The organism is Alteromonas sp. 009811495 (assembly GCF_028865455.1).
Taxonomy (GTDB): Bacteria; Pseudomonadota; Gammaproteobacteria; order Enterobacterales; family Alteromonadaceae; genus Alteromonas.
This window is the reverse complement of the sequence record NZ_CP113972.1, coordinates 1,148,751-1,162,117: the sequence shown is the minus strand read 5'-3', so window position 1 is coordinate 1,162,117 and position 13,367 is coordinate 1,148,751. Positions and strand designations below refer to the sequence as shown.

The 13,367-nt window shown below is 46.3% G+C and carries 12 protein-coding genes; all 12 read right to left on the bottom strand.

Annotated features, from left to right (window positions below):
• Positions 1–4 precede the first annotated feature (4 nt).
• Positions 5–409 (bottom strand): flagellar motor switch protein FliN, encoded by a 405-nt coding sequence (fliN, locus tag OZ660_RS05270; RefSeq protein WP_159623493.1) that lies wholly within the window; start codon positions 407–409, stop codon positions 5–7.
• Between the two features lie 17 nt (positions 410–426).
• Entirely contained in the window at positions 427–1,488 is a 1,062-nt protein-coding gene (gene fliM, locus OZ660_RS05265; RefSeq protein WP_159623495.1) for a flagellar motor switch protein FliM, read from the bottom strand.
• A 51-nt stretch (positions 1,489–1,539) separates the two neighbouring features.
• Positions 1,540–2,073, bottom strand: a complete 534-nt coding sequence (gene fliL, locus OZ660_RS05260; RefSeq protein WP_159623497.1) for a flagellar basal body-associated protein FliL — start codon at positions 2,071–2,073, stop codon at positions 1,540–1,542.
• 164 nt (positions 2,074–2,237) lie between these two features.
• Complete coding sequence (locus OZ660_RS05255) at positions 2,238–4,439, bottom strand: flagellar hook-length control protein FliK (RefSeq protein WP_274742801.1); 2,202 nt, start codon at positions 4,437–4,439, stop codon at positions 2,238–2,240.
• A gap of 291 nt (positions 4,440–4,730) precedes the next feature.
• Positions 4,731–5,177 carry a flagellar export protein FliJ gene (gene fliJ / locus OZ660_RS05250; RefSeq protein WP_159623499.1) on the bottom strand — a complete coding sequence of 149 codons (447 nt, stop codon included), beginning with the start codon at positions 5,175–5,177 and terminating at the stop codon, positions 4,731–4,733.
• 19 nt (positions 5,178–5,196) lie between these two features.
• Positions 5,197–6,531, bottom strand: a complete 1,335-nt coding sequence (fliI, locus tag OZ660_RS05245; protein ID WP_159623500.1) for a flagellar protein export ATPase FliI — start codon at positions 6,529–6,531, stop codon at positions 5,197–5,199.
• Entirely contained in the window at positions 6,524–7,306 is a 783-nt protein-coding gene (fliH, locus tag OZ660_RS05240) for a flagellar assembly protein FliH (protein WP_274742800.1), read from the bottom strand. The genes fliI and fliH overlap by 8 nt, the downstream gene beginning before the upstream one ends.
• A gap of 67 nt (positions 7,307–7,373) precedes the next feature.
• Positions 7,374–8,414 (bottom strand): flagellar motor switch protein FliG, encoded by a 1,041-nt coding sequence (gene fliG, locus OZ660_RS05235; protein ID WP_274742799.1) that lies wholly within the window; start codon positions 8,412–8,414, stop codon positions 7,374–7,376.
• Positions 8,415–8,427: 13 nt separating this feature from the next.
• Complete coding sequence (gene fliF, locus OZ660_RS05230) at positions 8,428–10,122, bottom strand: flagellar basal-body MS-ring/collar protein FliF (protein WP_274742798.1); 1,695 nt, start codon at positions 10,120–10,122, stop codon at positions 8,428–8,430.
• Positions 10,123–10,134: 12 nt separating this feature from the next.
• Positions 10,135–10,464, bottom strand: coding sequence for a flagellar hook-basal body complex protein FliE (gene fliE, locus OZ660_RS05225; protein WP_159623504.1), 330 nt, complete (start codon positions 10,462–10,464; stop codon positions 10,135–10,137).
• Between the two features lie 270 nt (positions 10,465–10,734).
• Positions 10,735–12,072, bottom strand: coding sequence for a sigma-54-dependent transcriptional regulator (locus tag OZ660_RS05220; protein WP_159623610.1), 1,338 nt, complete (start codon positions 12,070–12,072; stop codon positions 10,735–10,737).
• A 16-nt stretch (positions 12,073–12,088) separates the two neighbouring features.
• A complete protein-coding gene (locus OZ660_RS05215) occupies positions 12,089–13,231 on the bottom strand; it encodes a sensor histidine kinase (protein ID WP_274742797.1) in 1,143 nt (380 codons plus the stop codon).
• Between the last annotated feature and the right edge of the window lie 136 nt (positions 13,232–13,367).

Genomic DNA, 13,367 nt, shown 5'->3' with positions numbered 1-13,367 from the left:
AGTTTTATCTGAGCTTCTTGATTCTCTCAATTTGACTAATAACATCCGTTAATCGAATACCGAATTTGTCGTTGACCACTACTACTTCACCATGAGCAATCAACGTGCCATTTACTAAAACATCTAATGGCTCACCGGCAACACGATCCAGCTCCACCACAGAACCCTGGTTCAACTGTAGCAGATTTCGAATACTAATTTGACTACGACCTACTTCCATCGAAATAGTCACCGGAATATCTAAAATAGTATCCAGCTTCTTTTTCTCTTCCTGAGTAATAGGAGCATCATCGGTCAACTCGTCTAGTTCAGCAACCTGAACGTCGCCGTTGTCGCCATCTTGTTCAGCTTCTGACTCGGCTTGTTCGGCCATTGCCGCTGCCCAATCGTCCATACCGTCTTCACTCATGGGAACTCCCCTTTACCTTACAGGTCTTCTTCGAGTACTTGTAGCTCGGCATCATTATCAATAATGCGCCCGCCACGGGTTAATAACTGTAGCTCAGACTTCACAGAAGTCGGTCTTGCAATTTTTTCCACTATTTTCAGTGCTAGGTTATCGCGCGAACGACCTAACTTCGCTCTGAACGTAGGTAAATCTTCAATGAGTACCGTAATCGTCTCGGGCATCTCAACCGGGATAATATCACCGGGTTTAAATTCCATGACTTCTCTTAGTGGTACATTCACATCAAGCATGTGCGTGGTCAGCGCCACTTTCACATCCATAATTTCATCACGCAGCGCCTTGCTCCAGCGCAGATCCGTGTCTTCTTTATCACTTTGCACACCGGCGTCGAGTAATTCTCGAATAGGCTCTAGCATTGAGTATGGTAGTGACACGTGGAAATCGCCACCGCCACCATCTAGCTCAATATGGAATGAGCTGATTACAACCACTTCGGTAGGACTAACAATGTTTGCCATGGCTGGGTTTACTTCTGAATCAAGATATTCAAAAGATACGTCCATAACCGGTGCCCATGCTTCTTTATAATCTTCGAAGATGATTTTAAGCAGCATCTGAATAATGCGGCGCTCTGTTGGTGTGAATTCACGGCCTTCAATTTTTGCGTGATAACGTCCGTCACCACCAAAAAAGTTATCTACCAAGATAAACACCAAACGGGCTTCCATGGTGATAAGTCCCGTGCCTTTTAAGGGACGAAAACGAACCATGTTAAGACTGGTAGGCACAAATAGCGTATGAATATATTCGCCAAACTTGATCATTTGAATACCGTTTATCGATACTTCAGCAGACCGGCGCATCATATTGAACAAGCTCACTCGCATGTGACGAGCAAAACGTTCATTCACGATTTCCAGCGTAGGCATGCGCCCACGCACAATTCTATCCTGTGAGGAGAAGTCGTATTCTAGTGTAGACGCATCGGAGTCGCCTCCACCGCCAACTTCATCTTCCTCGACATCATCTACCCCGTGTAACAGGGCATCGATTTCGTCTTGAGATAATAAATCACTCACAGTATTTACCTATTTAAATGTGTGATTAGCCACTTGAGAATTGTCACAGCGTTACTGCATGACAAAGCCAGTGAAAAGCACACGTTCGACAACATCTTTGCCTTCAATTTCTTGGAGTGCTTTTTGCACTTCACTCACCGCTTGCTCGCGCAATTCAATTTTGCCAGCTTCGGTAATAAGATCGTCTGCATTTGACATACTAAATGCCTGAAGCAAGGTCCCTTCGATAAGCGGAATATGTGTCTTTGCCAATTCTTCGTTATCGGAGCCTCGTACCAAAAGCTGAACTTTAATTTGCACAAGTCTGTCTCGGCCACTTCCCGGCACATTGAAAACAAACGGCCTAGGCATGGCAACATAAAGCGCGGTACCCATTTCTGCTTTACCACCAGCTGTCGCGCTCGCGGGTGCTGCAGCGGCATCGGCTTCAGCAAGTTGTTCGGCTGCTGGCTCATCACCACCGGCAAACAGCAAAAAGTACGCCGCGGCACCACCACCCACTAAAACCACCGCAATAATGATGATTAACATCATCTTGCTTTTGCCTTTACCACCTTCCTCTACTTGTAATTCTTCTTCAGCCATGTGCAACTCATCAATTAAAACGCGAAAAACCGTATTATCGGGTTTCGGCCAAAAATGGCAATGTTTTACCCATCAAATACTCTGTAAGCAACACCTCAAAAATAGCAGTTTGCGCGCAGTATAACCATGCTACCAATTGCTAACGCATATCAAGCGGACAAATTTTATGCATAAAAATCGATACCGCCTTTTAACTCTCGCGTAACTGACTGCTCAATCACGCTGGTTCCACCCATTTCGTCGTCCATACCGTCATTATTTCCACGGTTTCCTCGACCCGATGAACTTCCGTCATTGTTATTTGCAAGTTGCTGGCCATTTTCACCGCTTGATGAATTGTCTTTTCTTACCTGCGCATCACCTAACTCGATGCCCTGTTCTTGCAACATATCCCTTAGCTTAGGCATTGCATCAGCTAGGGCCTCTTTGGCCTGTTGCGATTGAACAATAAAACTTACACTTGCGGCATCACCTGCCACATTTACGCGAACCTGCATGCTGCCAAGTTCAGGTGGGTCAAGTCGAATTTCGGCCATGGTATTGCGCGCGTTTACCATCCAACGAATCTTCTCATTGAGCTGTTGCTGCCCTTCAGGCTTATGAATATTGACAGCCTTGTCGAAACCTTCGAACTGCTGCTGTGATTTTGACGCCTCGGCGCGCAGCTGATTGTTTTCGTTCATAACGGTATCAACTTGTGCCAATTGCCCCTGCATTACCTGATGAACACTTTGCTGTGTTGTATTCATCAACTGTAAAAACTGAGAAGCCTGACTATCTACACGCGCTGTTAAGCTTGCCGCCACATCAGATGATACCGCGGCTTCTTTAGCAGCATCCGCAACAATGGCAGACAGGTCAATTCCAGGCTCTCTGCCTTGCTGAACTTGCTGCTGGAATTCGTTGATGCCCGCAATAATATTAGCCTTAACACTTTGCTGTTGAGCACCGTTTGGCATAGTCGCCACTATTCGGTCGGCTAACGCTTCAGTAGCCTTTTGCGCAGTTTCTGTAGGAAGCTTAGCAATTGCATTGAGTAATGAACCCGCTGCATCATCAGCCCCTATCGACACGTCATTTGCATTGTTTTCATTACCTGCTTTAATTTCGCTACCACCGCTCTGTTTACCGTCTGTTGCTTTGGCTTGTTCAGTTGCTTGCGCTAACAGCGCTTCCAAACGGCTAGCACTATCACTCCCCTCAGCCCCTTCACTCGTTTCACTACCGTCGACATTAGCAGCCTGTTGAATAAGGCTAAGAATAAACTCTTCTTCAGCGGTAAGGCTCAACGACTCAGAGGAGTCACCTTCAATCATTCTTGTTTCAGCGGTACTCGTTGCTTGGCTAGACTCCGTCTGCTCTGTGTTGAGTAACTGCGCAATTAGCGAAGCTAAGTCGTCTTCGTTTTTTACGTTAGTATCTGTGATGGTAGTGAGCTCACTTTGAACCGCTTGCTGCTCATTGTGTTCAGGCTCACCGTCTTTGCGGTTACTACCTCGCAATAAATCACCTAACGTACGTAGTGTATTTAACAGTTCATCCCCCACAGCATTTAATGACTCACTGTCGCTCGCGCCTTGCTCCTTAGCGGTTTGCAATTGTGACAATAAATGCGCTAAGACAGAGTCAACCGACTCGCTATCTACGTCTTCAGGTAGCTTCCAAAGTCTGCCACTCTCCTTAACTTTTATAACGCCATCCAAATCAGTTGCGCTGGTTACATTGTTTTGTGATGACCCGTCGGCGGCGCTGTCTTTTTGACGATTAGCAATGGTTTCCACATAAGCTATCCAGTCAGGCTCTCCCGACTCTTCTTTATCTGGCTTACCGTCGGGTGTACCGGGCGTAGTGATGACGCCAGCATCAGGATCTTTTTTCCCGCCCTCACCCAGAATATACGTTGTCTCGGTACGGTGACTAACGACGACATCCCCCTCCACTTCAAGCGTATCCTGTGGCTGAACGACATCTTCGCTTTCATTGTGCTGCGCTAGCTCAGGCGATTCTGAGTTGTCTTCTCCAAGCACACCACTCGCGGGCTTTGCCTTTACTTCTGTTTCGTGAGTTGGTGTTGGTGCGTCTGAGACCTTCTCGTCACTTGGTAAATTGGTATGCCCAGCATCCTTGTCCTTCCCTTCGCGAACTACAGAATGAGTTGTATTTGCAGGTGTATTTGAGGACGGTGAAGTTCGCTTTGGCTCTGCCTGGTTTACCTGAGTTTTTGCAACTTGGTAAAGACTATCAAACCCATTGCCTTTTTGGCTTTCGGCTTTTCCGTCAATTCCAGCTTCAACAGCTTGAGCTGTGCTGCTTGCAGCAAAAGGCAAAGCGGCAATGTCTGTTTTCTGTGCGGCAACTTGTTGCATAATCTTCTACCGTCCTACTTAGATAGCACTTTTATAAACGTGTGGTAACAGCGTTTGAAAGGCATTTGTACAATATATACAGGCGCTTACAATAAGGTACTGCGCCCGACTTGGCGCTTTGCGGCCATACCGCAAAGACTCATCCGTTTGTTCTTCGTAATGGTTTCAATAATCGTCTTTAAAGAGGCACTGCAAAGGGCGCGCCAACTGGTATTTAAATGGGAGAGCGCCATCAAAATCACATCAACATAGGTACAAATAGTGTTATAAATCAGTAAAATAGTAAAAATTTTAGAAAGGCGAATTCTTGGCGCGATAAAATCGCTGGGTGGCAAACTCGTCCATCATTGCTTGCTCTTCCTTTGCCGCTTTGCGTTGTGCTGCCACTTTCTTTTTATCCAGCAGTAAATTAACGGCCTTTACCTTTTGCTGCTGCTTAAGCCACATCTGCTTGCGCTGATCTGCCGCCATTTTCGCTCGTGCAATAACTTGCATCTGTTGTTCACACGCTTTGTCTAATTTGCCCACAAATGACAGATGTTGCTGGTAGTAAGTAGCCGTTACACCACCTTGACCTGTTTGTTGAATGCCTTTTATATAGTCGATGCGGTATTGTTCGAGACTAGACAGTTTTTGCTTTTGTTGATTTACATTTTGCTGAGCTTGTTGATAGAAACGCGCCTCACGTTCTTCTTTTTCTTTTTCAAACTCTGCAAGACGTTCTAGTTGTTTAGACATAGCGAGTCACAACTTACCCTTAACCTTGCCCAAGGCCTTTGGCAAGAGCGGCCATACCTTCTAAACTTTCGTCATAAGGCAGTACTTGCTTCATACCCTGCTGCAAAAACGCATTAATCGCCGGCTCTGCACGGATTGCTAAGTCGATGCGAGGATCAGAGCCCTTCGCATAGGCGCCAATTGAGATGAGATCTTGGTTTTGCTTGTAGTTCGAGTATACCTGCCTAATTCTTCGCGCCATCAACTGATGCTCTTCACTTACCACCATAGGCATTACGCGGCTGATAGATGCTTCGATATCTATCGCAGGATAGTGACCACTGTCCGCTAAGGTTCGTGACAAAACAACGTGACCATCTAAAATGGCGCGCGCGGCATCAGCAATAGGATCTTGGAGGTCATCACCTTCTGTCAGTACGGTGTAAAACGCCGTTATTGAACCTTGTCGCTCACTCCCATTCCCTGCACGCTCCACCAGCGCAGGTAAGCGTGCAAACACTGATGGCGGATAGCCTTTCGTTGCAGGCGGCTCACCCACTGCAAGCGCTATTTCACGTTGCGCCATGGCGTATCGCGTCAGTGAATCAATTAATAAGAGTACCTTCATGCCTTTGTCGCGAAAATACTCGGCGATAGTCACTGCTGTTTCACAGCCCTTTAGTCGCATCAGTGGGGAGGTATCGGCCGGCGCTGCAACAACCACTGCCCGTTGTCGTTCTTCTTCGGTTAAAATTTCATGGATGAACTCTTTTACTTCTCGACCCCGTTCGCCAACAAGCCCAACAACGACAACATCGGCTTCGCAGCCTCGCGTCATCATGCCAAGCAAAACACTTTTACCAACACCACTACCAGCAAATAGCCCCATACGTTGCCCAACACCCACGGTATTAAGGGCGTTGATTGCCCGTACGCCAACATCCATTGGTGTATTAATGGGGCGGCGAATAAGCGGGTTCATAGGTGGGCGTGTCGTCGGCGCGCGAGCTTCTGCCTCAATTGCACCTAAACCATCAAGGGGTTGGCCATTTCCATCCACTACTCGGCCGAGTAACCCCATGCCAACAGGTAATCCGCTTTGTCGATTAAGCGGCATAACGCGGCTACCTGGCACAATACCGCGCACGGCTTCTGTGGGCATTAGATAGGTGATGTCATCGCCAAAGCCAACAACTTCAGCTTCAATTTCGCCTTCGATGGTCTGAACCAAGCATTGACTTCCAACCGGTAATTGGCAGCCAACCGCTTCTAGCGTTAGTCCTATGCCTCGCACTAATTTGCCAGCAGCGACCACGGGAGGAGAGGTAACCTGTTTGGTCAATGACTCAAAATGATTGTGCCAAGGGCTAGTCATTTGATAGACCTTGGTTTAAAAGGAATTGTTCGATAACGTCGCGACAGCGCCGTTCAATCGAGACGTCAACCGCATTATGAGCTGTCGCGATGTCACAACCTCCTCGTTCCATTGCCGCAGATTCGATAAAGTTCCAGCCTTTTTTTGCAATCTCTTCTTCACCAAAATGCGCTTGCACAACGGCGATATCTTCAGGGTGCATGTGTATTTGATATTCAGTTTGGTTGATAGGAAGCGCTTTAATCCCTTCACTTAATGCTTGCTGGATAACCTGCGTGTTAGTGGTAACTTCTGTTTTAATCACCGCTTTAGCCAATGTAACTGCGAGTTTTACAAGCTGATCACGGGTTTCATCGTTAACTTGCGATAAGGGATCATGAAGTTTCTCCGCCAATAGTTGCCACACCTCAGCTTGAGTAGCAACTTGCTGCCTTCCCTCTTCCAACCCTTGCGATAGTCCTTCTGCCTGTCCTTTCTCTAACCCTTCGGCGTACCCTTTTTCTAATCCTTCGGCTTTACCTTCATCAAAGCCTGTTGTCTTACCCTCTAGGTGTCCTTCGTCGAAAGCTGCTTGTCGAATAGCTTCTATTTCTTGTGCCGTGGGCGGTAAGATCTCTTCCTCTTCTTCGGGGGGCTCGTATTTCCAATCAGAACGGCGATTTAGCGCGTTAGTGGGTTCGTTATCTCGTGGCGCATGAGGGTCGTCCACAAAAGGTAAATCCCACTTTTTAGCTTCACTTGCTTCGCTTTCTGAAAAACTTTTCTTTGCCGTCATTCTTTTACCTGACTTTTACGCCGTGGCACTCGCCCAGTTTGGCTAGTGACCAACCACATCTATTCGCTTACAGGAATTCTTCGCCGCCACCGCCGCCAAGCATAATTTCACCAGAGTCAGACAGGCGGCGAGCCACAGACAAGATTTCTTTTTGAGCGGTTTCCACTTCACTAATACGTACAGGACCGAGTGCTTCAAGGTCATCGTTAAGCATCTCAGCAGCACGTTTAGACATGTTGCGCATGATCTTATCTTTAAGCTCTTCGTCCGCACCTTTAATGGCTTTAAGTAGCGCATCTTGTTGTACTTCACGCAATATGGCTTGAATGCCTTTATCATCGACATCCACCAAGTTGTCAAAGACAAACATAAGGTCTTGGATTTGCTGGCTCATTTCTTCATCTTGCTCGCGGATAGCATCCATTAACTGCCCTTCGATTGCAGTATCTAGGTAGTTCATGATGTTTGCCGCCGACTTCAAGCCGCCCATTTTGGCTGCTTGTGTACCCGCTTGACCCGCAAACTGTTTCTCCATAATTTCGTTCAGTTCTTGTAGTGCCGCCGGTTGAACTTCTTCAAGGTTAGCAATTCGCATGAGGAGATCTAAGCGCACTTTCTCTGGGAACTGCGCCAAAATTTCTGCACTTTGCTCTGGCTCAAGGTAAGACAATACAATGGTTTGGATCTGCGGGTGCTCATTTCTAATGATGCTGGCAACCTGCTTCGAATCCATCCATTTAAGTGAATCGAGACCTTTGGCACCGCTTCCCATCAATATTTGATCAATTAGGTTAGCCGCTTTATCTTCACCAAGTGCCGCGGTTAGTGCCCGTTTAACAAAGTCTTGGCTTTGGAAACCAATGGTGCTGTAGTTCTGAATTTCTTCGATAAAGTGTTTGTGTACCGCAGTTATTTTTGTCTGCGTCATATCATCCACTTTGGCCATTTCAGTACCCAGTTTCTGTACTTGCTTTGGCTCTAAGTGTTTTAAAATTTGTGCTGCATCTTCTTCAGACAAACTCAATAGTAAGATTGCAGCTTTTTCGACGCCTTCTAATTTACTGACGTCGTATGATGGTTCTTCAACCTTGGCGAGTTCTTCAGCCATAATTACTCTCTCACTACTCGTCTTGCATCAACCAGCCCTTCACTACTTGGGCTGAGAGTTCTGGTTCATTCGCTACAAGTGCTCTTACTGCTTTAAGCACATCTTCATCTTTGTGTAGGTCTGGCAACATTAACGAGCCATCCGGTGCAAAGCCGACTTGACCTTCATCGAATTCTGAGGTCAGCATGCTTATTGTATCATCACCAAGATCTAAACCTTCATCCGCATCAAACTCTTCTGCGTCATTCGACTCATCAGGGTTAATTAAACGGCGTAGCATTGGACGAATCACAAAAATGATAAGTACTATTATAACTAACCCACCAATAACTAGCTTAAGAATTGGTAGAAAACCTGGCTGCTCCCACAAAGGTACATCTTCTATCTCGCCTGCATCCATACGAGTAAAGGGTACGCTTACCACTTCTAGCGAGTCCCCTCGCGTTACATCGAAGCCAATACCGCCTTGTAATAATCTGCGAATATTAAGTATTTCTTCCTGCTTACGTGGTGTTGGTGTTATCGCGCCGTCTTCACCTGCAACTTGCGTGTAATCAACCGCCACAGATACGCTAAGTCTACGAATAACACCCGTTTGTTTTTTAGTATGGCTAATTGTGGTGTCGAGCTCGTAGTTACGAGTCGATTCTTTGGCTGTTCGCCCTGGCATGGTCTGCTGACTGGCTGAGCCAGGGTTTTCAGGAATTGTTGAGTCTAATGGCGGTTGGTTTGATAGTGCGCCAGGAATGCCGCCAACACCACCACCCACACTATTTTCTTCCATGATCATTTCACTGCGCACTGCAGGTAAATCAGGGTTATAGCTACGTTGCGTTTGTTCCATGGCGGTAAAGTCCATGGTGACATCAGCTTGCGCAGTATAATTGCCAATGCCTAGTACAGGAATAAGAATGGCATCGATTTTCTCAAGATATTCTTGTTCGCGCTGACGTTCAATTTCGTACTCTTTACGCGCTCGCGCACTCATCGAGTCTTGTGATCCAGAGTTTAACAGACGACCATTGCTATCGGTAACCGTTACTTTTGACGGCTCCATGTTTTGGACTGCTGATGCAACAATATCAACCACTGCATCTACTTCTTCACCGGCAATCACTGAACCGCGCTTTGCGGTGAGTACAACGGTAGCCGAGGCCTTTTTCTCACGACGGGCAAACACATTCTCTTTTGGCATGGCCAACAATACTCGCGCCTTCTGGATACTCGCGATGTCTTCAATAGTTGAGGCAATCTGCTGCTCTCGAGCATGTTTGAGGCGTTCCATTTCTACACGTTGGCTTACTCCAAAGCCCATGTCTTGCATTATAATGTCGGTACCCGAATCACCCGCTTTAGTAAGCCCTTGACGCGTCATACCTAGGCGGATGTTCTGAAACTCATCACTACGCACATAGACCGTGTTACCCTCAAGCTTGTAGTCAATCTGATTGGCGTCCATGTAATCGAGGGTTTCTATTAGCTCTTGTGTCTCCATTTTAGCGAGTGGACGATAGTCGGGTTCTTGAGACCATATGAAAACAAAGATTGCGATGGCAACGCAGATAACCAGCACTACCACAAGCGCCACTTGGCGCATCATGTCTGTACTGCCCAAGGTGTCCATAAAACCAGACTTATTTTCTGGCTCGTTGTCTGCAGATTGATGTTGATCTGGAATAGTTAAGTTTGTACCTGTTGCTTCAGCCATAACCTACCCCATTTATACCGGCATATTCATTATTTGTTTGTAGGCATCAAGTACTTTGTTACGCACTTGTACAGTCGCTTCAAAGGCGATGCCAGACTTCTCTTTAGCAAGCATGACTTCTGCCAAACTTAGGCTCGGATCACCCATTTCGAAACGCTGTTGCATGTCTTTTGAATTCAGCTGCATGTTATTGACGCCGTCTACCGCATGCTTGAGCATGGTGGCAAAGTCGCTAGCCGATGAGTTAATTTCATTAAGCTGCTGAGGCTCATTAACTTGAAGACGAGTTTGCCCAATCATGTTTTGCATTTCTTGATACAAACTGTTGGCTTTAACGTCCATAACCACTCCTAGAGTTCTTACACAACACGCCGCTGATTTGGCGAATTCTTTATAGATAGGAGAGATTTAGCAATCACCTTGCCAACTTTATTTAGCGATAAAAATCAACAAGTTAACACAGAAAAACTGAAGAATGCCAAATTTATGACACGAGAATGGAAGAAACAACAAAAAACCGCCGCCCAGTAAACTGCAAAGGCGACGGCCGGCTATGAAACCAGTAAAAAGGTGCAACACAATGGCTATAGCCATTGTGAGTGGGGTATTACACTAAGCAGGCACTTCGATGCCGTCCTCTCTCATGCGCGCAAGCTTGTAACGCAGAGTTCTTGGACTAATACCTAGCTTTTCTGCGACATCTTTTCGCTTGCCATTACAAGAGACCAAGGTATCGAGGATAATTTGATGTTCTTGATAGCGAAGCTCTGAACCTAACTTGTTGTCTTCAACCTGCTCTGGAGTCGCATCAATAGTTACCTGAATATCCTCATCAATCATGAGATCGCTGGCATCAATTTCGCCGTTCTCACATAAGATGAGGGCACGCTGAACTACGTTCTCTAGTTCGCGAACATTGCCCGGCCAACTATACTGACTAAGCTTGTTTCGGGCTGCCGCACTTAATCTTATTGTACCCAAACCTTGTGATGAGGCGTGTCTATTCACTAGATGCTCAGCCAGCGGTACTATGTCACCGGGGCGCTGAGCGAGTGGACGCCACTCGATTGGAAATACATTTAATCGGTAATATAAGTCTTCTCTGAACTCACCTGCGTCTACCGCTTTTCTTAAATCTCGGTTGCTCGTGGCGATAACTCGCACATTCAATTTTACGGTCTTACGCCCACCAAGTCGCTCAACCTCGCGCTCTTGTAATACTCGTAATAGCTTTGCCTGTAGCGCTAAGTCCATTTCGGTGATTTCATCTAATAACAACGTGCCGTCTTGCGCTTGTTCAAACTTACCAGGACATGCCTGAATAGCGCCGGTAAACGCCCCTTTTTCGTAACCAAAAAGGGTTGCTTCCAACATATTTTCCGGAATTGCGGCACAATTGATAGCAACAAACGGTGCCTCGCAACGGGGTGATTGGTCGTGAATGTAACGTGACAACACTTCCTTACCCGAACCACTAGGCCCCATAACCATTACAGTTGCATCAGATTTAGCCACTTTGCGTGATAGTTCGAGTAATTTGAGACTTGTTGGGTCAGCAACAATTGGCGTGCGCGATTCTATCTTTTGTGCTGGCGCGTAACGTCCAACTAGGTTAAGTAACACCTCAGGAGCAAAAGGTTTTGATAAATAATCTGTGGCACCATCGCGCATTGCTTGCACTGCATCGTCAATCGTCGCATAAGCCGTCATCAATAAGACAGGCATGTTGGGAAACTTTGCTTTTATGCTTTTGAGCAACGTTAAACCGCTCATTTCACCCATTTGGATATCACTGACCACAAGGTCAACGTGGCGTGAAGACAGCACCATCAGCGCGGCTTCTGCACTGTCTGCATCTACAACGTCATAATTCCCCAACAAAAGCGTATCAAATAGTGCCTCTCTGAGGCCTGCGTCATCTTCTACAATCAAAATGGTTGTTTTAGACATCATTATCTCCTGATACTTATGCTACTTGCGTCATGGTATGACGTGTATCTATGGGTGGATTGCACGGAAGCGTTAACGAAAAGCAAGCGCCGCCATTTTTTACGTTGCTCACACTCAAGCTTCCGTTATGTGCAGTAACAACAGATTTCACTACCGCCAAACCAAGACCAGTTCCATGCGTTTTGGTAGTAAAGAAAGGTTCGAATATTTTTCTTTGTAGTGAGCGAGGCACACCTTCTCCGCGGTCAGTGACAGAAACGGTTAACTGACCATTGCTGTGACAGGCCTCAATACTGATCATTTCGTTTTTGGGCGTTACTTGGCTGGCATTGTGAATCAAATTCAAAACAGCGCCCTGTAATGCCGTCAAATTACCTGTTATTGATATGTCTTGATCAAAACCTGAAAAAGATAACGTTTGAGCGTGTTGAGCTGCCATAGTATTGGCACTCCCCTCAATAGCGGCGAAAAGCTCAGCGAGCCTTATCTGCGCGACCACTTGCTCTTCACCAGATTTAGCAAATAGCAGCATGTCGTTCACCTGACTCTCGAGCTCTTTTAAGCGGTCTGACAACTTATTTGCAAACTGAGTTTGTGCCTCTGCCGCTAGACCTTTTCGCGTGAGGTTTGAGGCATACAACATGGCAGCAGAAAGTGGTGTTCTTATTTGGTGAGCCAGTGATGCCACCATTTTTCCTAATGAAGACAAGCGCTGCATGTGACTAACACGCGCTTGTAACTGCCGTGTTTCAGTCAAATCGGTAATAACTATTAGCTGGCCCGGTTCATTTTCAAGGGGTGTTATTGAAAGCTTTACCCGTCGTCCGTCAACCAGTGATACTTCATGGCCATCGTCAGCACGCGGCTTAAAGGAACGGGTGATGATGCTACGCCAAACCTCTTCTTCAAGGGGTTCACCTAACAAGGCTTTAGCTTGCTCGTTGGCTTGACGGACAATACCTTTACCGTCAATAACGATGACGCCTGCAGGCATTACTTGCAACAAATGCTCTAAACGAGATGCTTGCAGTCGTAACGACGCAATATCATTAGATTTCGAGCTACACTTACCGCTTTGCGCAATCGCACTGTCAATTTCATCGTGCAAAAAACGATTTGCTGAATAGTCGGTTGTATTGTGTGTGCCTTCAAAAGCCATATTACCCTCGTCAAATTGCAGACGCTATTGAGATATGACTGGATAAAGCAGAAGATGTGCCAAAATTATTTACACAATAATTTCAACAAGATAAGAAAGAAATTAGGGAATAAAGCGTAACGTCAAAACCCTGACG

Coding starts and splice junctions, on each gene's coding strand:
- fliF (WP_274742798.1), bottom strand. CDS start 10,122: ATGGCTGAAGCAACAGGTACAAACTTAACTATTCCAGATCAACATCAA.
- fliN (WP_159623493.1), bottom strand. CDS start 409: ATGAGTGAAGACGGTATGGACGATTGGGCAGCGGCAATGGCCGAACAA.
- fliI (WP_159623500.1), bottom strand. CDS start 6,531: ATGACTAGCCCTTGGCACAATCATTTTGAGTCATTGACCAAACAGGTT.
- OZ660_RS05255 (WP_274742801.1), bottom strand. CDS start 4,439: ATGCAACAAGTTGCCGCACAGAAAACAGACATTGCCGCTTTGCCTTTT.
- fliH (WP_274742800.1), bottom strand. CDS start 7,306: ATGACGGCAAAGAAAAGTTTTTCAGAAAGCGAAGCAAGTGAAGCTAAA.
- OZ660_RS05220 (WP_159623610.1), bottom strand. CDS start 12,072: ATGTCTAAAACAACCATTTTGATTGTAGAAGATGACGCAGGCCTCAGA.
- fliL (WP_159623497.1), bottom strand. CDS start 2,073: ATGGCTGAAGAAGAATTACAAGTAGAGGAAGGTGGTAAAGGCAAAAGC.
- OZ660_RS05215 (WP_274742797.1), bottom strand. CDS start 13,231: ATGGCTTTTGAAGGCACACACAATACAACCGACTATTCAGCAAATCGT.
- fliE (WP_159623504.1), bottom strand. CDS start 10,464: ATGGACGTTAAAGCCAACAGTTTGTATCAAGAAATGCAAAACATGATT.
- fliJ (WP_159623499.1), bottom strand. CDS start 5,177: ATGTCTAAACAACTAGAACGTCTTGCAGAGTTTGAAAAAGAAAAAGAA.
- fliG (WP_274742799.1), bottom strand. CDS start 8,414: ATGGCTGAAGAACTCGCCAAGGTTGAAGAACCATCATACGACGTCAGT.